At 64.7% G+C, this 23,400-nt stretch carries 18 protein-coding genes; 14 read left to right on the top strand and 4 right to left on the bottom strand.

Annotated elements, in window-relative coordinates:
• Positions 1-2: 2 nt before the first annotated feature.
• Positions 3-2,450, bottom strand: a complete 2,448-nt coding sequence (locus tag QQZ18_RS09165) for a sensor histidine kinase (RefSeq protein WP_284540301.1) — start codon at positions 2,448-2,450, stop codon at positions 3-5.
• 273 nt (positions 2,451-2,723) lie between these two features.
• Positions 2,724-5,369: an aminopeptidase N gene (gene pepN, locus QQZ18_RS09160; protein ID WP_284540300.1), complete on the bottom strand. Its 2,646-nt coding sequence runs from the start codon at positions 5,367-5,369 to the stop codon at positions 2,724-2,726.
• A 353-nt stretch (positions 5,370-5,722) separates the two neighbouring features.
• Here pepN and QQZ18_RS09155 point away from each other — a divergent pair, with 353 nt between their 5' ends.
• The 4 genes from QQZ18_RS09155 (at position 5,723) to QQZ18_RS09140 (ending at position 12,157) form a co-directional block, all read left to right on the top strand.
• On the top strand, positions 5,723-7,933 hold the full coding sequence (locus QQZ18_RS09155) for an anthranilate synthase component I (protein WP_284540298.1): 2,211 nt from the start codon (positions 5,723-5,725) through the stop codon (positions 7,931-7,933).
• Between the two features lie 885 nt (positions 7,934-8,818).
• Entirely contained in the window at positions 8,819-10,153 is a 1,335-nt protein-coding gene (locus tag QQZ18_RS09150) for an NAD(P)-dependent oxidoreductase (RefSeq protein ID WP_284540296.1), read from the top strand.
• Positions 10,154-10,170: 17 nt separating this feature from the next.
• Positions 10,171-11,478, top strand: coding sequence for an NAD-dependent dihydropyrimidine dehydrogenase subunit PreA (preA, locus tag QQZ18_RS09145; protein WP_284540294.1), 1,308 nt, complete (start codon positions 10,171-10,173; stop codon positions 11,476-11,478).
• A 124-nt stretch (positions 11,479-11,602) separates the two neighbouring features.
• Positions 11,603-12,157, top strand: a complete 555-nt coding sequence (locus QQZ18_RS09140) for a class I SAM-dependent methyltransferase (protein WP_284540292.1) — start codon at positions 11,603-11,605, stop codon at positions 12,155-12,157.
• 57 nt (positions 12,158-12,214) lie between these two features.
• On the opposite strand, the gene QQZ18_RS09135 is transcribed toward QQZ18_RS09140, so the two are convergent.
• Both QQZ18_RS09135 and QQZ18_RS09130 read right to left on the bottom strand, forming a co-directional pair.
• Positions 12,215-12,886, bottom strand: coding sequence for a TetR family transcriptional regulator C-terminal domain-containing protein (locus QQZ18_RS09135; protein ID WP_284540290.1), 672 nt, complete (start codon positions 12,884-12,886; stop codon positions 12,215-12,217).
• A gap of 87 nt (positions 12,887-12,973) precedes the next feature.
• Positions 12,974-13,522, bottom strand: a complete 549-nt coding sequence (locus tag QQZ18_RS09130) for a cupin domain-containing protein (RefSeq protein ID WP_284540288.1) — start codon at positions 13,520-13,522, stop codon at positions 12,974-12,976.
• Positions 13,523-13,711: 189 nt separating this feature from the next.
• Between QQZ18_RS09130 and QQZ18_RS09125 the strand changes: the two genes are divergently transcribed.
• From QQZ18_RS09125 to QQZ18_RS09080, 10 genes are all read left to right on the top strand, one after another.
• A complete protein-coding gene (locus tag QQZ18_RS09125; RefSeq protein WP_284540286.1) occupies positions 13,712-15,031 on the top strand; it encodes an aspartate aminotransferase family protein in 1,320 nt (439 codons plus the stop codon).
• Positions 15,032-15,180: 149 nt separating this feature from the next.
• Positions 15,181-15,561, top strand: coding sequence for a VOC family protein (locus QQZ18_RS09120; RefSeq protein WP_284540284.1), 381 nt, complete (start codon positions 15,181-15,183; stop codon positions 15,559-15,561).
• A gap of 173 nt (positions 15,562-15,734) precedes the next feature.
• Entirely contained in the window at positions 15,735-15,965 is a 231-nt protein-coding gene (locus tag QQZ18_RS09115; RefSeq protein WP_284540282.1) for a hypothetical protein, read from the top strand.
• A gap of 257 nt (positions 15,966-16,222) precedes the next feature.
• Positions 16,223-17,473 carry a Zn-dependent hydrolase gene (locus tag QQZ18_RS09110; protein WP_284540280.1) on the top strand — a complete coding sequence of 417 codons (1,251 nt, stop codon included), beginning with the start codon at positions 16,223-16,225 and terminating at the stop codon, positions 17,471-17,473.
• Positions 17,473-17,961: a GNAT family N-acetyltransferase gene (locus QQZ18_RS09105; RefSeq protein WP_284540279.1), complete on the top strand. Its 489-nt coding sequence runs from the start codon at positions 17,473-17,475 to the stop codon at positions 17,959-17,961. Before QQZ18_RS09110 ends, QQZ18_RS09105 begins: the two co-directional genes overlap by 1 nt.
• A 3-nt stretch (positions 17,962-17,964) precedes the next feature.
• Positions 17,965-19,419, top strand: coding sequence for a dihydropyrimidinase (hydA, locus tag QQZ18_RS09100; RefSeq protein ID WP_284540277.1), 1,455 nt, complete (start codon positions 17,965-17,967; stop codon positions 19,417-19,419).
• Positions 19,420-19,716: 297 nt separating this feature from the next.
• Complete coding sequence (locus tag QQZ18_RS09095) at positions 19,717-20,496, top strand: ABC transporter ATP-binding protein (RefSeq protein WP_284540275.1); 780 nt, start codon at positions 19,717-19,719, stop codon at positions 20,494-20,496.
• 30 nt (positions 20,497-20,526) lie between these two features.
• Positions 20,527-21,426: an ABC transporter permease gene (locus QQZ18_RS09090; RefSeq protein ID WP_284540273.1), complete on the top strand. Its 900-nt coding sequence runs from the start codon at positions 20,527-20,529 to the stop codon at positions 21,424-21,426.
• Complete coding sequence (locus QQZ18_RS09085; RefSeq protein WP_446728633.1) at positions 21,423-22,295, top strand: ABC transporter permease; 873 nt, start codon at positions 21,423-21,425, stop codon at positions 22,293-22,295. Before QQZ18_RS09090 ends, QQZ18_RS09085 begins: the two co-directional genes overlap by 4 nt.
• A gap of 46 nt (positions 22,296-22,341) precedes the next feature.
• A complete protein-coding gene (locus QQZ18_RS09080; RefSeq protein WP_079403012.1) occupies positions 22,342-23,325 on the top strand; it encodes an ABC transporter substrate-binding protein in 984 nt (327 codons plus the stop codon).
• Positions 23,326-23,400: the final 75 nt, after the last annotated feature.

The raw sequence follows: 23,400 nt of genomic DNA, 5'->3' as shown, positions 1-23,400 counted from the left end.
CGTCAGTGAACCGTGCGCCGTGGCTCGGTGAACACGCCGGGCGCGGCGACGACGCGCGGATAGGCGGTCGCAACGGCTGAGCCGGCCTGCGATGTCGCCACCGCGGCGGTGCCGTCGCTCGCCGTTGGTGCTGCAATGCGCGGCATCGATATGGTGACCGTCGTCCCCGACCCCTCCACCGACTCGATCGTCATCTGGCCGCCGTGCAACGCCACCAGCGATTGGGCGATGGCGAGACCGAGACCGGAACCGGGGTGCTTGCGCGTCAGCTGGTTTTCCACCTGCACGAAAGGCTTGGCGATCTGGTCCAGCGAGCCGGCGGGAATGCCGATGCCGGTGTCGCTCACCGAGAACAGGACGTTGTCGCCGAGTTGCCGCGTCCGCACCGTCACCGTGCCGGAGGCCGGCGTGAACTTCAGCGCGTTGGACAAGAGGTTGAGCGCCACCTGCTTGACGGCGCGGCGATCGGCCACCAAGGGCTCGGCGGCCTCGAAATCGGTGGCGAGGATGATCTGCCGGTTCTCGGCCTGCGACGACATGATGCGCACGCACTCGCCGAGAACCTCGTCGACCACCACCGACTCGAGCGTGAGATTGACCCGGCCGGCCTCGATCTTGGACATGTCCAGGATGTCGGAGATCACGTTGAGCAGGTAGATGCCGCTGTCGTGGATGTCGCGGCAGTAGTCGGTGTACTTCTCCGAGCCGAGATCGCCGAACATGCCGGACATCATGATGTCCGAGAAACCGATGATGGCGTTGAGCGGCGTCCTGAGCTCATGGCTCATCGAAGCCAGGAATTCCGACTTCGCCCGGTTGGCCGCCTCGGCGCGGGCCTTCTCCTCGGCGTATTTCTCAGCCAGCTCGACCAACTGGGTCGTCTGAAGCTGCATCTTGTGGCGGTGCTGGCGAAGGTCGGCGACGGTCGCCATCAGCTGCCGTTCGCTTTCGAGGAGGTTCTCTTCGTGGCGCTTCAGCTGAGTAATGTCGGTACCGACCGAGACGAACCCGCCGTCCTTGGTCCGCCGTTCGTTGATCTGCAGCCAGCGCCCGTCGTCGAGCCGCGCCTCGTAGGAGCGTTCGCCGCCGGTCATCGAGTAGCGCAGGCCCTCGCTCGACACCTTGGGCTGGCGGGCCGCCGCCATGACCTCGGCGTAGGGCGTCCCCGGTCGGGCGACGCTGTCGGGCAACTGGTGCAGGCTCTGGTATTTTGAGTTGCACATGACAAGGCGGTTTTCCGAGTCCCAGATGACGAAGGCTTCGGAGATGGTGTCGATGCCGTCGCGCAGGCGGATGGCAGCGGTGGCGTTCTCCTGGGCGAGGGTCTTCTGCTCGGTGACGTCGACGGTGATGCCGATGAGATGATGCGAGCCGTCGCGGTCGCGAACCACCTCGGCGCGCATCCTGAGCCAGACCCACTCGCCACCGGCGTGGCGAATGCGGAACTCCAGATCGACGGAGGGCTGGCCGGTTTCCAGCACTTCCTTGGCCAGTTCGTAAAGGTCGACGTCATCGGGATGGATCATGCCCTGCAGGTCGTTGAAACCCATCAGGTCGGAGTTGGGCTCCATGCCGAGGATGACGTACATGGAGGGCGACCAGAACAGCCGGCCCCGTGCGAGATCCCAGTCCCAGAGGCCGCATCGGCCGCGCCGCAGCGCGGTGTCGACGCGCGCCTGCGTGGCGTTGTAGATGCGGTCGGCCTCGCGCGCCCGGCTCATCTGGGCGAAGAAGGCGTAGACAACCGCGATCAGGATCAGGGACGTACCGACGAACAGCACGGCCGTCATGGTCACGTCGTGCCGCCAGCCGACATAGACCTGCGCCAGCGGTTGGTAGACGGCGACGGTGCCGCGATCCCCCGCGAGGTTGCGCACGGTGGCGAGGGCTTCTGTGCCGTTGGAAAGCGTCACGTCCAGCACGCCGGCGCGCTTGCCGAACACCAGCATCGGCTGATCGGCGCCGAACAGGTCCGCGACCGTGCCGTCACCGACGAACGCCCCCTCGGGGGCGGTGGCCCGGATGGTACCGTCGGTGGAGGCGAACACGATGACGCGTCCGTCGCTGGTCGCCGATGGCGGCAGGCTGTCCCGCAAGGCGGCCCGCATCACGCCGACATATCCGCCGTCGGCCTTTTCGAGCGAGGGATGAACCGAGAGATCGGCGTCCAGCGCCTCGGCCAGGAGCGCCACCATGTCGGAGGCCGAGCGATAGGTGTCTGTTCGCTGCTGCAGAAGATTGGAGACGTGAAAGATGCCGCCCACCAGCAGGAACGCGGAGATCAGGACGGGGATCGAGCGCCGAAACAGCGGCTCGGCCTGGAGAAGGCGGAGATAGGAGGGGCGGACGAGAAGGCCAGCGTGTCCCTTGATAAGCCTCTCCGTGTCGGCGTCGCCAAAAAAGCGCGCCTTCCACGTTCCCGACCCTCGACCGAGGTCGTTGCCCGCCATGTCGTTGCCCCGCCGCCGCATGTTGTTGGGGAACGCGAAACAACCCCCGAATCACGGGCAGTTTGAATCATCGGGAATCGCTCTGTCCATAGGTTAACGAGCGTTGAATCTTCTTTTTGAATCGTCGCGGCCGAATGGGGTGCCGTGTGACATTCCTGCCGAATCCGGTGGCAGGATTCGAGGTGTCAAGCGCGCATCCTTTCGGTTTGTCATCCCCTCCCGGCCCTCCTCCACAGGAGATATGGGGGAGGGGATGTCTGGGAAAAACGGCCGTCAGGCCAGGGTCCGCTCCAGGATGTCGGCGACGTCGCGCGACAGCTGCTCCTTGATCTGGATCGAGCGCAGGGCCGTTTCGGCGAGGGCCCGCCGCTTCGGTTCATAGGAACGCCAGGACCGGAAGGTGACGAGCAGCCGTGCGGCGAGCTGCGGGTTGGCCGCATCGAGCCGCGAGATGATGTTCGAGACGAAGCCGAAGCCCTTGCCGTCCGCCCGCCCGAACTGGGTGGGGTTCGAGGTGGCGAAGGCACCGACCAGGGCGCGCACGCGGTTCGGGTTGCCGAAGGAGAAGGCCGGGTGCTGCGTCAGCGCCATGACCTTGTCAAGCGTGTTGGGGAGCGGTGCCGACGCCTGCGCCGACAGCCACTTGTCGACGACCAGGGGCACATTGCCGAAGCGCTCGAAGAAGGTGGCAAGCGCCGCCTCGGCGCCCGCGTCTCCGCGATGGACGAGGATCGTCAGGGCCGCCATGCGGTCGGTCATGTTGGTCGCCGTCTCGAAACGCCGGCGCACCAGCGCCATGGTCTCGTGCGAGCCGGTGATCGACAGGAGATCGAGCGCCGTGTTGGCAAGCGCCCGGCGGCCGGCGCCGGCCGCATCCGGCACGTAAGGCTGCCCGGCAGCGGCGGCGTCGGCTTCGACGATCGCCTGGAGGCGCGCTCCGAGCCGGTCGGCGATGGTGCGCCGATAGGCCTGGTGGGCGGTCGCCACCGCGTCCGGATCGACATTCTCGGCCACTTCGCGGGCGACGTCGTTCTCGCTGGGGACGGCGATCAGCAGTGCCTTGAAGGCGGCATCCAGGGCTGGACCGTCGAGAAGGGCGCCGAGCGCGTCGATCGGCGCCAGCTCGAAGCTGGGTGCCTGCCCGGCGCGCACCTGTTGCGTTGCCTTGACCAGCGCCGTCATGGCCAGCGTCGTGCCGGCCTGCCAGCGGTTGAAGCTGTCGGTGTCGTTGGCGAGCAGGAAGATGAGGTCGGCGGACGAGAGCGATTGCCGCACCTTGACCGGCGCCGAGAAGCCGCGGAACAGCGACGGCACCGGGCGCGACGCCAGCCTCTCGAAGGTGACGGTATGCGAGGGCTGCGTCAGGATCAGCGTGTCGCCGTTCACCTCGGCCCCGGCGATGCTCGACGGCCGCATGTCCCCGCCATCGGGGCCGACGAGGCCGAAGCGCACCGGAATGACGCGCGGCTTCTTCGTCTGCTGGCCGGGCGTCGCCGGCGTCTCCTGCGTCAGCGTCAGGGTGAAGCGCCGCGACGCCTCGTCCCAACTCTCCTCGACGGTGACGACCGGCGTGCCGGCTTCCCGGTACCAGACCATGAAGGGTTCGAGATCGCGGCCAGATGCCTCGGCGAAGCAGGCGATGAACTGCTCGATGGTGGCGGCTTCGCCGTCATGCCGGCTGAAATAGAGATCCATGCCGCGCGCGAAGGCGTCGCCGCCGATCAGCGTCTTCAGCATGCGGATCACCTCGGCGCCCTTCTCGTAGACGGTCGCCGTGTAGAAGTTGTTGATTTCCTTGTACTGCTCGGGGCGCACCGGATGGGCGAGCGGGCCGCCGTCCTCGGGGAACTGCTGGCTCCTGAGCAGGCGGGCGTCAGAGATGCGCTTCACCGCCCGCGAGCGCATGTCGGACGAAAACTCCTGGTCGCGGAAGACGGTGAGGCCTTCCTTGAGGCAGAGCTGGAACCAGTCGCGACAGGTGATGCGGTCGCCGGTCCAGTTGTGGAAATATTCGTGGGCGATCACCGCCTCGATGCCGGCATAGTCGGCGTCGGTGGCGATCTCCGGATCGGCCAGCACGTATTTGTCGTTGAAGACGTTGAGGCCCTTGTTCTCCATCGCGCCCATGTTGAAGTCGGACACGGCCACCACGTTGAACACGTCGAGATCATACTCGCGGCCGAACACATCCTCGTCCCACTTCATGGAGCGCTTGAGCGAGTCCATGGCATAGGCCGCCTTCGGCGCGTTGCCCTTCTCGACGTAGACGGCGAGCTTCACCTTGCGGCCGTTCATCGTCGTGAAGTCGCCCTCGAAGGCGTCGAGGTCGCCGGCGACCAGCGCGAACAGATAGCTCGGCTTCGGCCAGGGATCGTGCCAGACGGCGAAGTGCTTGCCGTCATCGAGGTCGCCCGACGACACCGGGTTGCCGTTGGAAAGAAGGATCGGCGCCTCGGTTTTCGGCGCGGTGATCTTCACCGTGAACACGCTGAGCACGTCCGGCCGGTCGTAATAATAGGTGATGCGGCGGAAGCCTTCGGCCTCGCACTGGGTGCACCAGGTGCCGGACGAGCGATAGAGGCCCATCAGCTTGGTGTTGGCCGCCGGATCGAGACGCGTCGTCATCTCCAGATGGAAGGCGCCGTTGGGCGGTACCTTGACGGTCAACTGGCTTGGGCTGGCCTCATACTCGTCCTCCGACAGGTCCTTGCCGTCGATCACCACGCGAACGAGGGTCAGTTCGTCGCCATTGAGGACGAGCGGCTCGCCGAAGGTGCCGGCGCGCGGCGAGATGGCCAGCGTCGTGGCCACCAGGGTCGCTTCGGTCGTCAGGTCGAAGTCGAGGTCGACCTTGTCGATGGCGTAAGGGGTGGGCTTGTAGTCGGCGAGACGAATGATGGGGGAGGATTCCTGGGACACGGGCGCAACCTATTGTCGAAGCATGCGGCGCAAAACGCCGAAATCGGGTGGCCGACGATGGCCGGCGATGCAAGGGTTGTAAGATCGAACGGCGGAAATGCAAACTCCTCTTTGCGAATGTCTCGCGATGTTGATCTTCTTTACAAGCTCGCGCGCTTCGCCTATGGGAGAAGGCATGAACGGTTTTGTCGCCCTGAACGCTTCGTGGTGGTGGCGCTTCTCTTAAAGAGAGCGGCCGACGCGGTGTGTCCAGATGGGACGAAATGAGCGAGGGCTGCTCCGGGAGACCGGACCGGCCCTTTTTGTTGAGGTGTCCTAGGCGGTCTCTCTGAGTGGCGACAGGGGAGATTGCGATGGTCAACAGCGAAACCGAGGCCGGCTTGTCCGGCAAAAGAGAATCCTTCGTCACGGCCGGCGGTGTGGAGGTGGCGCGTAGCGCCCGACCCGACCACTACAAGACGGCGATATCTGGCTATTTCGACAAGCTCGATACGCGGCGCGGCGCCGTGCTGTCGTCCAACTACGAGTTCCCGGGCCGCTACTCGCGCTGGGACATCGCGTTTGTCGACCCGCCGGTGGCAATCACCGCCCGTGGTCGAAAGGTGACCATCGAGGCGCTCAACGCACGCGGCCGCATTCTTCTCCCCGCTTTCGTCGCTGCCGTGCGCGGCCCGGATCTTCTTTCCCTCAGCGTCGACGATGCGCTGATCTCGCTTGAGGTGACCACGCCCGAAGGTGGTTTTGCCGAGGAAGATCGTTCGCGCCAGCCCTCGGTCTTCTCCGTGCTTCGCCGCATCATCGCAAAGTTTGCGACGCCCGAGGACGACAAGCTCGGCCTCTGGGGCGCCTTCGGCTACGATCTCGCCTTCCAGTTCGACAGCGTCGACTTCAAGCTGCCGCGGCCCGACGATCAGCGCGACCTCGTGCTCTATTTCCCCGACGAGATCGTCGTTGTCGACCACCACCGTGCCGCCGCCACCGTCTATTCCTACGACTTCGTCGTCGAGGGGCGGCTGACCGTCGGCCTGCCGCGCGACGGCGCACCGCAGCCCTTCAAGGAGGCTGACCGCGATCCGGGACGCGGCGATCACCAGCCCGGCGAATACGCGGCATCCGTCAGCAAGGCGGTGGAGTATTTCAAGCGCGGCGACCTCTTCGAGGTGGTGCCGGGCCAGGTGTTCTACGAGAAGCCGTCCTCGCCGCCGTCGGCCATCGCCCGCCGCCTGCAGCAGATCAATCCGGCGCCCTTCGGCTTCATGTTCAATCTCGGTGCGTCCGAGTATCTGATCGGCGCCAGCCCCGAGATGTTCGTGCGCGTCACCAACGGCAAGCGCGTCGAAACCTGCCCGATCTCGGGCACCATCCGGCGCGGCCGCAACGCCATCGAGGACGAGGAGCAGATCCGCATTCTGCTCAACTCCAAGAAGGACGAAGCCGAACTGACCATGTGCTCGGACGTCGATCGCAACGACAAGAGCCGCATCTGCGAGCCGGGATCTGTGCGCGTCATCGGCCGCCGCCAGATCGAGATGTACTCGCGCCTCATTCATACCGTCGACCACATCGAGGGTCGGCTGCGCGATGGCATGGATGGTCTCGATGCCTTCCTGAGCCACGCCTGGGCGGTGACGGTGACCGGCGCGCCCAAGCTGTGGGCCATGCAGTTCATCGAGGACAACGAGAAGAGCTGCCGTGCCTGGTACGGTGGAGCCGTCGGCGCCTTCCTGATGAACGGCGACGTCAACACCGGCCTGACGCTCCGGACGATCCGCCTCAAGGACGGCATCGCCGAGGTGCGCGCCGGCGCGACGCTGCTCTATGACTCGGTGCCCGAGGACGAGGAGAAGGAAACCGAACTCAAGGCTTCGGCGCTGATTGCCGCCATCCGCGAGGCCGGAACCGCCCCGGTCGCCGCCGCGTCGGTGGCGCGTGAGGCGATCGGCTCGGGCACGCGCATCGTTCTGGTCGACCACGAAGACAGTTTCGTCCACACGCTGGCCAACTATTTCCGGCAGACCGGCGCCGAGGTGAAGACGCTGCGTGCCTCCAAGGGAAAAGGCATCGATACGGCTCTGATCGCTGCCGAGAAGCCCGATCTCCTCGTCATGTCGCCCGGGCCTGGAAACCCGTCCGATTTCCAGTGCGCGCGGACGATCGCGGCGGCGCGCCAGCTCGGTCTTCCGGTGTTCGGCGTCTGTCTCGGCCTTCAGGCGATGGTGGAGGCCTTCGGCGGCAAGTTGGCGCAGCTCGCGATCCCCTATCACGGCAAACCGTCGAAGATCGCGGTGTCCCCGAACTCTTTGCTGTTTAAGGGATTGCCGTCCGAGATCGTCATCGGTCGCTACCACTCGCTCCACGCCGACCGGGCCCTGTTGCCCGATGCGTTCCGCGTGACGGCGGACACCGACGATGGGGTGATCATGGCCATCGAGCACCGAAGCGAACCCTTTGCCGCCGTACAGTTCCATCCCGAATCGATCATGTCGTTGTCGGCGGATGCCGGCCATGTGATCATCGAGAATGCTATCCAGGGTTTAGTTCGTTTCAAGGGGGACGCCCAATAGGAGGGCTGCCTTCGATGATCGTCCAATGGCACGCACCCAATTAAGCATGTGTCGCGCTGGAGCATCACAACCGGTGCTCCAGTGCGACGCGAACGACGTGGATAGGTCGGCATTAATGCCTACTTAGGAATGGTTCCTAGTATGCAGACAGGCTGTGATGTAGATAAAGCTATTATATATCAATGATATAAATGAAATATGCAGCGCTGGGACGCTGAAATGTGGTCTGTTGCAAGGAAGTCGCACTTGTATGGAGATTTGAATGTTTCTGCTTTGTTGTAGGCGAAAATAGGGGCACGACACCTTTTGACGCTGGAAGATTGCGAGCGACGCGCTATCATAAAAATTGCGACAACGTTGCTGGCTCAACTCGTCGCGGGGTTAGTAGCCCCTTTCCGCGGTTTCGCGGACTAGCGGTCCAAACAACTAGAGGGCGCAAGCCCTCTTTTTTTGTCCTGATGCCAATCAAACTGCTTCCGGTAAGCAGCATGCCCGTTTGCCGCAGCGTTGCGTCTTCGTGGCGTCCCCATCCGACATACGAGTGTCGCCCGGCATGTCCTCCCGCGACTTGAACGATATCTCCGCATCCAGGATTGGGCGCGCTCCATTCCGCGCGCTTATCGAAGAGGCTCCGTCCCCGGCTTTCTGCTCAAATTTGCGCCTTGACCCCTCTATTTTTTTACCGAAAGATCAAGGAAACAGAAGGCGGAGAAAAACCGCCGGGGAATAGCGGACAAAGCAATCGAAAGATCCGGTTCGGGCTGATTTTGAGCGCCTTGAACTACGGTTGGATCAAGGACATCGGATGCGCCGAACCGGCCTATCCGGTGAACGGGAGCGTTTTGTCTTCGTCGTTACTGTGCACCAGCCACGGGACCAACATCCATGCCGGACATTTCTGCGGGACGCCTCGCGGCGGCCGATTACGGTAAGAATTTCTCCGACGTTCATCCTCCGCTCAGCGCGCATGAAGCGGTTGTCGAAAGCGACCGCTGCTATTTTTGCTTCGATGCGCCTTGCACCAATGCTTGCCCGACTTCGATCGACATCCCGCTCTTCATTCGAAAGATCGGAACCGGCAACGTCGAAGGGGCCGCCGAGACGATCTTTGCATCCAACATTCTCGGCGGCATGTGCGCCCGCGTCTGTCCCACGGAGACGCTGTGCGAGGAAGCCTGCGTCCGCAACGTTGCCGAGGAGAAGCCGGTGCGCATCGGTCTTCTCCAGCGCCACTCCACCGATCACTATCTCGAACGTCACTCCGCCTATGGCATTCGCGCGCCGGCCACCGGCCGCAAGGTTGCCGTCGTGGGGGGCGGTCCGTCGGGTCTCGCCTGTGCTCACGAGCTGGCGCTCAAGGGGCACGACGTGACGATCTTCGAGGCGCGCGGCAAGGCCGGCGGGCTTAACGAGTTCGGCATCGCCGCCTACAAGGCCACCGACGACTTTGCCCAGCGCGAGGTGGATTTCGTGCTCGGCGTTGGCGGCATCGCCGTCGAAAGCGGCAAGGCGCTCGGCCGCGATTTCACGCTGGCGGACCTCAGATCAAGCTACGATGCCGTTTTCCTCGGCCTCGGTCTTCAGGCCGTCAACGCCCTCGGCGTCGAGGGCGAGGAGAGCGCCGGTGTCGTCGATGCCGTCCGCTGGATCGAGGATCTCCGGCAGTCGCAGGACAAGTCGGCCATCGAGGTCGGCGCTCGTGTCGTCGTCATCGGCGGCGGCATGACGGCGGTGGATGCCGCCGTGCAGGCCAAGAAGCTCGGCGCCGACGAGGTGACCATCGCCTATCGGCGCGGGCCGTCCGAGATGGGCGCCAGCCGCTACGAGCAGGAGCTGGCCCAGGTGAACGGCGTGCGCATCCTGCATTGGGTGGCGCCCAGGCAGGTGGTGTCGGAAGGCAACGCCGTCGCCGCCGTCGACTTCGAGCGGACGGCCCTCGACGCTTCGGGGCGCCTGACCGGCACCGGCCGAAGCATGCGCCTTGCCGCCGACCAGGTGATGAAGGCGATCGGCCAGACCTTCGTTTCCGGACCCGTCGAAAGCGGAGAGACCGTGGCGCTGGATGGTGGCCGCATCGCGGTCGATGGGGATATGCGCACCTCGCTCGCCAATGTTTGGGCCGGCGGCGACTGCGTGCGCGGCGGTGAGGATCTCACCGTCCAGGCCGTCGATCACGGCAAGCGTGCCGCCCTGTCCATCCACGTCAGTCTTTCCGCCTGAACTAAAGGAGTCCCGACATGGCCGATCTCCGCACCAACTTCCTCGGCATCAAGTCGCCGAACCCCTTCTGGCTTGCCTCGGCACCGCCCACCGACAAGAAGTATAATGTCGAGCGCGCCTTCCGCGCCGGTTGGGGCGGCGTGGTCTGGAAGACGCTCGGCGAGGACCCCGCTGTCGTCAACGTCAACGGCCCGCGCTATGGCGCCATCCACGCCGGCGAGCGTCGCCTCGCCGGTCTCAACAACATCGAGCTGATCACCGATCGCCCCCTGGAGCTGAACCTTCGCGAGATCGCCGAGGTGAAGAAGGCTTGGCCCGACCGGGCGCTTGTCGTCTCGCTGATGGTGCCGTGCGAGGAGCGGAACTGGAACTCGATCGTCGCCCGCGTCGAGGAGACCGGCGCCGACGGCATCGAACTCAACTTCGGCTGTCCGCATGGCATGAGCGAGCGCGGCATGGGCTCGGCGGTGGGGCAGGTGCCCGAGTACATCGAGATGGTCGCCCGCTGGTGCAAGGCGGCGACGCGCATGCCGGTCATCGTCAAGCTGACGCCCAATATCACCGACATCCGCTATCCGGCCCGTGCCGCCAGGAAGGGCGGGGCGGACGCGGTGTCGCTGATCAATACCATCAACTCCATCGTCGCCGTCGATCTCGACAGCTTCGCCCCGGTGCCGACCATCGATGGCAAGGGCAGCCACGGCGGCTATTGCGGACCGGCCGTGAAGCCCATCGCCCTCAACATGGTCGGTGAGATCGCCCGTGACCCGGAAACCTACGGTCTGCCGATTTCCGGCATCGGCGGCATCGAGACATGGCGCGACGCGGCGGAGTACATCGCCCTCGGCTGCGGCACCGTGCAGGTCTGCACGGCAGTGATGACCTACGGCTTCAAGATCGTCGAGGAAATGATCGACGGCATGAAGAAGTACATGGACGGCCATGGCTTCTCCACCATCGAGGATTTCCGTGGTCTCGCCGTCAAGAACATTTCCGATTGGAAGTATCTCAACCTCAACTACATCGCCAAGGCCAGGATCGACCAGGATCTCTGCATCAAGTGCGGCCGCTGCCATATCGCCTGCGAGGACACCTCGCATCAGGCGATCACCCATCTGGTCGATGGTGTCAGGCATTTCGAGGTGAAGGACGAGGAGTGCGTCGGCTGCAATCTCTGCGTCAACGTCTGTCCGGTCGATGGCTGCATCACCATGGAGCCCATGGCGCCCGGTTCGGTCGATCCGCGTACCGGCAAGGTGGTGTCGGCCCAGTATGCCAATTGGACGACCCACCCGAACAATCCCTCGGCCGTCGCGGCCGAGTGAATCCGGCTCGAACCTACGCAATGATCCGGAGCGGCGGCGACGTGGTGGCGCCGTGGCGCTCCCCCCATTTGATGGACACCGACAGACGGGCCATAGGCTCGTCGTCGAATGGGGGGAGAAGCAAATGCCGCATCGTTGTCCTTGGTACCTTGGCTATTTCTTGCTCAATCCGTTGCGCAGGCTGGTTCAGCATCCGGCCCGACTGTTGGACCCCTATGTGAGACCGGGGTTCCGCGTGCTGGAGCCCGGGCCGGGCATGGGCTATTTCACGCTGGAACTGGCCCGTCTCGTCGGGCCAACCGGCAAGGTGCACGTGGTCGACATCGAGCCGCGCATGCTGACCGCGCTGGGACGCCGCGCTAGATCGGCGGGGTTGGAGACGCGGATCGACATGCGCCTCGGTCGCGACAGTAGCCTCGGCGTTGGCGATCTTCTCGGCGAGATCGATTTCGTTCTGGCCTTTGCCGTCGTTCATGAACTCGGCGACGTCGCTGGTTTCTTCAAGGAGGCGGCGTCGGCCATGAAGTCCGGCGCAAGGCTGCTTCTCGCCGAGCCGGCCGGCCACGTTTCCGAAGCATCGTTTGCCGAGGAGTGCGCGTTGGCGGAGGCCGCCGGTCTTGTCGCCGCCGATCGTCCGGCCGTCTGGCGAAGCCACGCCTCCGTCTTCACGAAGCCATAGGGCAGCGATCCGGCGCCAGCGGTGGGATGACTCGCCCGGCGGACGCGCCGATCCCGCTCAGTCGCGCGTCGGAAGTATGCCGCGCATCAGCACGCCGATCACCGTATCCGAGGCGGCGCGGAAGGTGGCGGGATCTTCGACGCCCCGGCCGAGAACCGAGCGGATCTGTGCGTCGAAGTCGGCGTAGTGCTGCGTCGTCGCCCAGATCATGAAGATGAGATGCACGGGGTCGACGTCGATAAGCTTGCCGTCCTTGATCCAGCGGCGGATGACCTCGGCCTTTTCTTCGACGATCGACTTGAGGTCGGTCCGGAGCACGCCGTCGAGGTGCGGTGCGCCGAGCAGCACTTCGCCGATGAACAGCCGGCTTTCCTGCGGAAAGTCGCGCGATGCCTCCAGCTTCTGGCGGATATAGCCGGTAAGCTCGGTCTCGGGATCGCCCTCCTCGGCCATCTCGCCGAACGGGGTGAGCCACATGTCGAGCGTGCGAGTCAGCACCGCCGTGTAGAGGTCGTGCTTGCGGCGGAAGTAGTAGAGAAGGTTCGGCTTGGACATGCCGGCCTTCTCGGCGATCTGGTCGACCGTGGCGCCTCGGAACCCGTAGCGCGAAAACACCTCCAGCGCCGCATCGAGGATGCGTTCCTCATTCTCCGCCTGAATGCGCGTCCGCTTCTTGGAGCCGCGCGCGCGGGCCAGATCCTGACTGTCGGTCGCTGTGTCGTAACTCATGGCGCGAATGTCCACGCATTCCCGAAGTTCGGCAAGCCCGGATCGGCGGCAAAACGCTGGTTGCGGTGGATGATTTTGTCCAAATGGTCAGAAGCTTGGCGGCGTGCAGACCGAAATCACTTCGCAGATGTCGTCGCCGACGTTGCGGAAGCGGTGGGGCTCGTTGCTCTTGAAGTAGTAGGCCTCGCCGGGGCCGAGCACCTGCCGCTTGTCGCCGACGATCACCTCCAACTGCCCCTTCAGCACGATGCCGCCTTCCTCTCCTTCATGGCGCAGATGGATGCGGCCGGAACTGCCGCCCACTTCGTAGCGCTCCGACAGGATCTGCAGCGCCTTGCCCGAGAGGTCGCGCCCCACCTGCCGGTAGGACACGCCGCCCCGGCCGATCTCCATCAGGTCGTCGGCCTTGAAGAAGATCTGCTCGGCCGCCGGTTGGTCCTCGGCGAAGAAGTCGGCCATCGGCACCGGCAGGGCGTCGAGGATGCGCTTCAGCGCGCCGACCGACGGGCTGATGGTGTTGGACTCGATCTGGCTCACGGTGGCGTTCGAGATGCCTGCCCGCCGCGCCAACTCGCGCTGCGACAGGCCACGCGCCTCGCGAAACCGTCTGAGCTTGCCGCCGAGATCGAGCGTCATGCCATTTTCCACTGTTTAGTTGTTCATTTTCCCGAACAGGTCGACACAAACCGCCTGCATTTGCAAGGGGTGCGATCTGCACAAGATAACTGCTTGTTCAGGAAACGGGCATGTCGTTATCTACGTGTCGATCCGGACGTTGCTCGACCGCTATTCAGGCTTCGCCGTCCGCCTCGCTCGGAGATTTTCATGAACGTTCCCGTTCCCAACAACCTCGAAGCCTTCTGGATGCCGTTCACCGCCAACCGGCAGTTCAAGAAGGCGCCGCGCCTGCTCGCCTCGGCCTCCGGAATGTATTACACCACCGTCGAGGGCCGGAAGCTGCTCGACGCGGCCGCCGGTCTCTGGTGCGTCAATGCCGGCCATGGCCGTCGTGAGATCGTCGAGGCGGTGGCATCGCAGGTTGGCGAGCTCGACTATGCACCCGCGTTCCAGATGGGCCATCCCAAGGCGTTCGAGCTGGCGGCGCGGCTGACCTCAATGATGCCGAAGCCGCTCGACCACGTGTTCTTCACCAACTCCGGTTCTGAGTCGGTGGAAACGGCGCTGAAGATCGCGCTCGCCTATCAGCGGGCGCGCGGCAAGGGCACCAAGACGCGCCTCATCGGTCGCGAGCGCGGGTATCATGGCGTCAACTTCGGCGGCATCTCGGTCGGCGGCATTCCCACCAACCGCAAGTTCTTCGGCTCGCTGCTCACCGGCGTCGACCACATGCGCCACACCCACGATATCGAGCGCAACGCCTATTCGCGCGGCCAGCCGGAATATGGCGCTGAGTTCGCCGAGGAGCTCGAGCGCATCATCTACCTGCACGACGCCTCCAACATCGCCGCCGTCATCGTCGAGCCGATGTCGGGCTCGACCGGCGTGCTGGTGCCGCCCAAGGGCTATCTCGAGCGGCTGCGCGATATCTGCACCAAGCACGACATCCTGCTGATCTTCGACGAGGTGATCACCGGTTTCGGTCGCCTGGGAACGCCGTTCGCCGTCGATTACTTCGGTGTGGTGCCGGACATGGTCGCCACGGCGAAGGGCATCACCAACGGCGTCATCCCGATGGGCGGCGTGTTCTGCTCCTCGGAGATCTACGACGCCTTCATGACCGGGCCGGAGCATGCCATCGAACTGTTCCACGGCTACACCTACTCGGCCCATCCGGTTGCCTGCGCCGCCTCGATGGCGACGCTCGACATCTATGCGAACGAGGGGCTCCTCAATCGCGGCCCCGAGCTCGCTCAGTACTTCGAGGACGCGCTGCACTCGCTGAAGGGGCTGCCGCACGTCATCGACATCCGCAACATCGGTCTTGTCGGTGCCATCGAGCTCAGGCCGATCGAGGGTGAACCAACCAAACGCGCCTTTGCCGCCTTCCTGAGCGCCTACGAAAAGGGCGTGATGATGCGCACCACCGGCGACATCATCGCCCTGTCGCCGCCGCTGATCGTCAGCAAGGCCGAGATCGACTACCTGGTGTCGGTGATCGCCGACGTGCTGAAGACGCTGGCCTGAGCGCGGCAGGCAAGCCGTTCATGAGCGACGCCGGTCGGGGGGAGGGCTCCCCGGCCGGCGTTTTGTCATTGAAATCGATTATTGTGATTGCAACCGGCGAATATCTGGTTCACGTTACGTTCTGTAGTGATAAATGACAGGAGGAAACCATGACAAAGCACGGCAACTTCTGCTGGAACGAGCTGATGACCCCGGATGTCGCCGCCGCCAAGGCCTTCTATGGCGCGGCCCTCGGCTGGACCTTTACCGACGCCGACATGGGCGAGAACGGAATTTACGCTCTGGCCTTCGTGGAGGGGCAGGAAAATCCGGTTGCCGGACTTTTCGAGTGGCCGGAGAGCCAGCCCGGCTCGCGCGACTGGTTTCCCTATGTCGCCGTCGACGACATCGACGCCACGGTCGGCAAGGTAGAGCCGGCCGGTGGGAAGGTCTTGCGCGGCCCCTGGGCGGTTCCGGGAGTTGGTAAGATCGCCATCGTGCTCGACGCGGCCGGCAGTTCCATCGGATACATGGAAGCCGAGCCGATGTGATCGGTCTCCCTGCGCACGCCGGCTCGCCCGCACTTCGGATGGGCTGGCGAACGGTTGGCCGCAAGTCGCGACAAAGTGAGCGGCGCCCACATACCTGATTGCCCGTTTGCCATTTTTCGGCCCAGCCTGCGATCGACTCTGTCGCAACCAAGCGGCAGGTCGGAGCACAGTTCATGACGCCGGTGACGGCCATTACCATCTTGATGGCAGCCTTTTGCGGGCTGTCGCGGCGGTTCGCCGCGTCGCTGGTCGGGGCGTTCCTGCTGCTGGCGCTGTGGAGTGCCCGCCTCGTGGAGCGGCAGCCCGCTTCGGTCCACCACATTCTGGTGCACGGATTCCATCTTCTGCTGGTCTTCAACGCCACCTATGCTGCCTTTCTGCTGGTGGCGGCCACCGTGTTATGAAGCTTTCGCGGGCGGTTGCCCCGGAGCGGTCAGGCACCTGCCGCAGCCTGCGGCAGGTTTTTGGGATTCGCCGAAAACTGAGGCTTTCTGGCGTTGCGTTGCCCAAAAATCACCCTTGACCAATTCGGGGGCAACTCCGACTATGTGTTTATCAATTGGTAAAAGTTTTGCCGATCCGCCGCCCGCGAAGGACGGCAGGAAGGCCGGGGATGTCGGGGCGGCTCAATCGGCTTTGCCCTCGCGATCAGGGGAACACGATGACGACGCCGACCGACAATTTGCGGGTCAATGGGGCGCGGCTGTGGGACAGCCTTGAGGAAATGGCGACGACCGGTCCGGGACTGCGGGGCGGCTGCAACAGGCAGACGTTGACCGACGCCGATGCCAAGGGCAGGGCGCTGTTCAAGGCCTGGGGCGAAGCGGCCGGCATGACGCTCGGCATCGACAAGATCGGTACGATGTTCTTCACCCGGCCCGGCACCGATCCCGATGCCTTGCCGGTCTATGTCGGCAGCCATCTCGACACCCAGCCGACCGGCGGCAAGTACGACGGCGTGCTCGGCGTGCTGGGTGCCCTCGAAGTCATCCGCTCGCTCAACGACCTCGGCGTCAAGACCAAGCATCCGATCGTCGTCGTCAACTGGACCAACGAGGAGGGCGGCAGGTTCGCGCCGGCCATGCTGGCGTCCGGCGTCTTCGCCGGCGTCCACACGCTCGACTACGCCTACTCGCGCAAGGATCTCGACGGCAAGGTGTTCGGCGACGAACTGAAGCGCATCGGCTGGCTCGGCGAGGAAGAGGTGGGCGCGCGCAAGATGCACGCCTACTTCGAATACCACATCGAGCAGGGCCCCATTCTCGAGGCCGAGGACAAGCAGATCGGCGTCGTTACCCACTGCCAGGGCCTCTGGTGGCTGGAGTTCACGCTGACCGGCAAGGAAGCGCACACCGGCTCGACGCCGATGGACATGCGCGTCAACGCCGGTCTCGCCATGGCGCGCATCTTCGAACTGGTGCAGAAGGTGGCGATGGACAGCCAGCCTAATGCCGTGGGCGGCGTCGGCCAGGTGAAGTTCTCGCCCAACTCGCGCAACGTGCTGCCGGGTGCGGTGATCTTCACCGTCGACATCCGATCGCCCGAGCAGGCCAAGCTCGACCGCATGCGGGCGATCATCGAGGCCGAGGCGCCCAAGCTCTGCGACCCTTTGGGCGTCAAGTGCGCCGTCGAGGTGGTCGGCCACTTCGACCCCGTCACCTTCGATCCGACGCTGGTCTCCCGCGTCCGTACCGTTACCGAGAAGCTCGGCTACAGCCATATGAACCTCGTCTCTGGCGCCGGCCATGATGCCTGCTGGGCGGCCAAGGTGGCGCCGGCCACCATGATCATGTGCCCCTGTGTCGATGGCCTCTCCCATAACGAGGACGAGAAGATCACCCAGGAATGGGCGGCGGCGGGCGCGGACGTGCTGCTGCATGCCGTGCTGGAAACCGCGGAGATCGTCGCCTGATGACGGGTGTGCTGCACGACATTGCGGTGGAAGCCCCCGATCGGCCCGACGTCGTGGCCCTGATCGAGGCATCCGACGCCTACTCGCTGGAGCGCTATCCGCCGGAAGGGCATTTCGGCACCGACATCGCCGGCCTGAAGTCGCCCGACATCAGCTTTGTCGTGGCGCGGCGGGACGGTGTGGCCGAGGGCTGCGGCGCCCTGAAGCGGTTCGGCGACGCCACGGGCGAGCTGAAGCGTATCTTCGTGTCGGATGCGGCGCGCGGTCTGGGGCTTGGCCGCCGCATCATGGCCCGCCTCGAGGCGATGGCGGCGGAGAATGGCTTGAAATGGCTCTATCTTGAAACCGGACCGCTCAACACGGAGGCGGTGGCGATGTATCGTCGGCTCGGGTACGCCGAATGTGGCCCCTTTGCCGACTACACCGCGAACCCACACAGTCTGTTCATGACAAGAAAGCTGACGGGCGAACCGTCCAACGAGGGTTGAACCATGTCGAAGGTCATCAAGGGTGGAACCATCGTCACCGCCGATCTGACGTACGAAGCCGACGTCCTGATCGAAGGCGAGCGCATCGTGGCGATCGGCCCCGATCTCAAGGGCGACGAGGTGCTTGACGCCACGGGCTGCTACATCATGCCCGGCGGCATCGACCCCCATACCCACCTCGAAATGCCCTTCATGGGCACCTACTCGGCCGACGACTTCGACAGCGGCACGCGGGCGGGCCTCGCCGGCGGCACCACCATGGTGGTGGACTTCATCACCCCGCGCCCCGACGAGTCGATGCTGAGCGCGCTGCAGAGCTGGCACAACCGGGCGAGCCGCGCCAACAGCGACTATTCCTTCCACATGTGCGTGACGTCCTGGAACAAGACCGTCTTCGACGAGATGAAGGTGGTCATTGAGGAAAAGGGCATCAACTCCTTCAAGCACTTCATGGCCTACAAGGGCTCGCTGATGGTCGACGACGACGAGATGTTCTCGTCGTTCCAACGGCTTGCCGAACTCGGTGGCTTGCCGATGGTGCACGCCGAGAACGGCGACGTCGTCGCCCAGATGCAGGCCAAGCTCTACGCCGAGGGCAACACCGGCCCGGAGGCGCATGCCTACTCGCGCCCGCCTGAGGTTGAGGGTGAAGCGACCAACCGCGCCATCATGCTGGCCGATATGGCCGGCGCGCCGCTCTATGTCGTCCATACGTCCTGCGAGCAGGCGCACGAGGCGATCCGTCGTGCCCGCCAGAAGGGCATGCGCGTCTATGGCGAGCCGCTGATCCAGCATCTGCTGCTCGACGACAGCGAATACCGCAACCCCGACTGGGACCATTCGGCCGTCCGCGTGATGAGCCCGCCGTTCCGTAACAAGCTGCATCAGGACAGCCTGTGGGCAGGCCTCGCCGCCGGCTCCCTGAGCTGCGTCGCCACCGACCATTGCACCTTCACTATCGCCCAGAAGCGCACCGGCCTCGGCGATTTCCGCAAGATCCCCAACGGCACCGGCGGCCTTGAAGACCGCATGCCGCTGCTCTGGACCTACGGCGTGCGCACTGGCCGCCTGACGATGAACGAGTTCGTCGCCGTCACGTCCACCAACAGCGCCAAGATCCTCAACATGTACCCGAAGAAGGGCGCTGTGCTGGTGGGGGCCGATGCCGATCTCGTCGTCTGGGATCCCAAGCGGTCGAAGGTCATCTCGCCGAGGACCCAGCAGTCGGTGATCGAATACAATGTGTTCGATGGCTACGAGGTGGTCGGCCTGCCGCGCTTCACGCTGTCGCGCGGCAAGGTCGTGGTCGAGGAAGCGACCATGAAGACCGAGGAAGGGCACGGCAAGTTCGTGCCGCGCAAGCCGTTCACGGCGGTGGCCAAGGCGCTCAGCCAGTGGAAGGAACTCGTGTCGCCGCGGCGCATCGAACGCGCCGGCATTCCGGTGACTGGCGTCTGAACGATGGCCCGGTCGGCCCGCTTCTTGCTTTGATTCCGGCTGGATAAGGCCGGTGGCAGGCGGCGTGGGCGTCCACCGGGCAAGGATTTGCATGATTGGACGTGCCGTCCCGGGAAAGCGGGGCGGCGGACAGGTGGTCGCATGGCGCGACCGGCCGAGGGGACGCTTGTCTCCGAATTCGAGTGGGGCGAAGTCGATCGAGCAGCAGGGACTTCCGCTTCGGTTTTCATCTTCACGCATCCGGTCACTCCGAAAAGTCTGCAACTTTTCGGGCGGATGCTCGGGGTGCCGGCAAGCATGAACGTCATCGACATCGAGGCGCTATCCCTGACTTTCGAGACCGGCGACGGGCCGGTGCAGGCGCTCTCCAACATCGACCTCAAGATCGCCAAGGGCGACTTCGTCTCGTTCATCGGTCCCTCGGGCTGCGGCAAGACGACGCTGCTGCGCGTCATCGCCGATCTCGAACGGCCGACCGGCGGTTCGATCTCCGTCAATGGCACCACGCCGGAGCTGGCCCGCCTCGATCGCGCCTATGGTTATGTCTTCCAGGCGCCGGCCCTCTATCCCTGGCGAACCATCGCCCGCAACGTGGCGCTGCCGCTGGAGATCATGGGGCTTACCCGCGCCCAGCAGGAAGAGCGCATCGCGCGCAACCTCGCCCTGGTCAACCTCACCGGTTTCGAGAAGAAGTACCCCTGGCAACTGTCCGGCGGCATGCAGCAGCGCGCCTCCATCGCCCGCGCGCTGGCCGTCGAGCCGGACCTTCTCCTGATGGACGAGCCCTTCGGCGCCCTCGACGAGATCGTCCGCGATCACCTCAACGAGCAACTGCTCCAGCTGTGGGCCAAGACCAGGAAGACGGTGGTCTTCGTCACACACTCCATCCCCGAGGCGGTCTATCTCTCCACCAGGATCGTGGTGATGAGCCCGCGCCCCGGCCGCATCCACGACATCGTCGAGAGCGATCTGCCGCGCGGCCCCCGGCCGCTCGACATCCGCGAAACGCCGGAATTCCTGAGGATCGCGCAGCGGGTGCGCGACGGCCTGAGAGCGGGGCACAGCTATGACGACTGATCTCGCCTCGCGGCCGGGGAGGGCTGCCGCATGAAGAAGCCGTCCTTCATGAAGGAAAGCGTCGGTCCGGTGTTGACGGTGCTCGCCGTCCTCGTGGCGCTCTGGTACGTCGCGGCCTTGTTCATGAACCACTCCATGGTCATCGCCGAAGCTGAGCTCAAGGGGCTGGCATTCACGCCCTCCGAGATCTGGCTGAAGTCGTGGGCGCTCGACAAGCCGCTGCTGCCGGCGCCGCATCAGGTGATCGCCGAGTTGTGGCGGAGCACGGCCGGCCTGTCGGTCGCCTCCAAGCGCAGCCTCGTCTACCACGGCTGGGTGACGCTGTCGGCGACGCTGCTCGGCTTCCTGCTCGGCACGCTGCTCGGCATCCTGCTCGCCATCGGCATCGTCCATCAGAAGGTGATGGACAAGTCGCTGATGCCCTGGATCATCGCCAGCCAGACGGTGCCGATCCTCGCCGTCGCCCCCATGCTGATCGTCGTGCTCAACGCAATCGGCATCTCCGGCCTGCTGCCCAAGGCGCTGATCTCCACCTATCTGTCCTTCTTCCCGGTGGTGGTCGGCATGGTGAAGGGGCTGCGGTCGCCGGAAGCCATCCATCTCGACCTGATGCGCACCTACAACGCCGACGATTTCCAGGTGTTCACCAAGCTGCGCTGGCCGGCCTCGGTGCCCTTCCTGTTCGCCTCGCTCAAGGTCGGCATCGCCATATCCCTGATCGGCGCCATCGTCGGCGAATTGCCGACCGGCGCGGTGGCCGGTCTCGGGGCGCGTCTCCTGTCGGGCTCCTACTACGGCCAGACTATCCAGATCTGGGCGGCCCTGTTCGCGGCGGCCTTCCTGGCCGGCCTGCTGGTGCTGGTGGTCGGGTGGTCGGAACGCCTCGTCATGCACCTGATGGGTTCTCGTCCCGAGCGGAGGGCAGCCTGATGCTTCCTCTCCTGTTGATCGCCATTCTCCTCGTCGCGCTCGGCATCTCCTGGCTCTGCGTCTACCTCGTCCATCTCGGCGAGAAGGTGCCGGCGGCGCGCCGCTTTTCCGATCTCGCGGTGCCGCTGCTGTTCGGCGTCATGCTCATCGCCGAGTGGGAACTGGTGACGCGCGGCTTCGGCGTTCCGGAAATCCTGCTGCCGGCGCCGTCCGTCATCCTCTACGCCGCCGCGAACGCGCTGCCGACGCTCTGGGAAGACGTGGTGCAGACCTTCGTGAAGTCGGTGCTGTCGGGCTACGTCGTCGGCTGCGGCCTGGGGTTTCTGGCCGCTCTCGTCATCAACCGCTCCGGCTTCCTGAAGCGTGGCCTGCTGCCGCTCGGCAACTTCGTGTCGGCGCTGCCCATCGTCGGCGTCGCGCCGATCGCCGTCATGTGGTTCGGCTTCGACTGGCAGTCCAAGGCGGCGGTCATCGTGCTGATGACCTTCTTCCCCATGCTGGTCAACACCGAGGCGGGCCTTGCCGCCGCCGGCCACATGGAGCGCGACCTGATGCGCACCTACGCCGCGACATGGGGCGACGAGATGCGCCGCCTGCGCCTGCCGGCCGCCTGGCCCTTCATCTTCAACGCGCTGAAGATCAACTCCACCCTGGCGCTGATCGGTGCCATCGTCGCCGAGTTCTTCGGCGCGCCGACCTATGGCGTCGGCTTCCGCATCTCCACCGAAATGGGCCGCATGAACACCTCCATGGTCTGGGCGGAAATCGGCGTCGCGGCCATCCTCGGGTCGGTCTTCTACGGCGTCATCGCGCTTTTCGAACGGCGCGTGACCTTCTGGCATCCGTCTGTCCGCAAAGGGCAGAGGTGAAACCGGCGACGGCAACCGCCGCCGGCAATCAAAAAAGGGGAACGACATGACCAACACCGTGACCAAGCTGGCGCTGGCCGGCGCCATGGCGCTGACGGCGTTCAGTGCCGAAGCCGCCGACAAGCTGACGCTGCAGCTGAAATGGGTGACGCAAGCCCAGTTCGCCGGCTATTTCGTCGCCAAGGACAAGGGCTATTACGAGGCCGAGGGGCTCGACGTCGACATCAAGCCCGGCGGCCCCAACATCGCCCCCGAGCAGATCATCGCCGGTGGTGGCGCCGACGTGATCGTCGACTGGATGGGCGCCGCGCTCGCCGCCCGCGAAAAGGGCGTGCCGCTGGTCAACGTCGCCCAGCCCTACAAGAACGCCGGCCTTGAGATCATCTGCCCGGTCGACAGCCCGATCAAGAAGGTGGAGGACTTCAAGGGCCACACCATCGGCGTCTGGTTCTATGGCAATGAGGTGCCGTTCTTCGCGCTGATGAACAAGTACGGCCTCAAGACCGAGGGCGGCGCCGATGGCGTCAAGGTTCTGCAGCAGAGCTTCGACGTGCAGCCGCTCATCCAGAAGCAGGCCGATTGCATTCACGTCATGACCTACAACGAACTCGGTCAGGCCTACGACGCCGGCTACACGCCCGAAAAGCTCACCGTCTTCTCCTATACGGAGATGGGCGACAACCTGCTCGAAGATGGCCTCTACGTACTCGAGCCGAGCCTCAAGGACGCCGCCTTCAAGGACAAGCTCGTCCGCTTCGTCCGCGCTTCGATGAAGGGCTGGTCCTATGCCAAGGACAATCCCGAAGAGGCCGCCGACATCGTGATCGAGAACGACACCACCGGCGCCCAGACCAAGGAGCACCAGCTCTACATGATCAAGGAAGTCGCCAAGCTTCTGGGCGACTCCAACGGCGTCCTCGACGAGGCGGCCTACGCCCGCACGGAGAAGGCGGTGCTCGACCAGAAGATCATCACCAAGAAGCCGGACGGCGCCTGGACGCACGAGATCACCGACGCCGCCCTGAAGTGACGGTTGTCGATATGTGAAAAGCGCAAGCCGCGCGAAGAGACGCTTCGCGCGGTTTTCGCGTGGTGTTCGTGCGAA

Source organism: Pleomorphomonas sp. T1.2MG-36 (genome assembly GCF_950100655.1).
GTDB lineage: Bacteria > Pseudomonadota > Alphaproteobacteria > Rhizobiales > Pleomorphomonadaceae > Pleomorphomonas.
The sequence above is the reverse complement of the archived record's forward strand: the minus strand, read 5'-3'. Positions and strand labels throughout refer to the sequence as shown.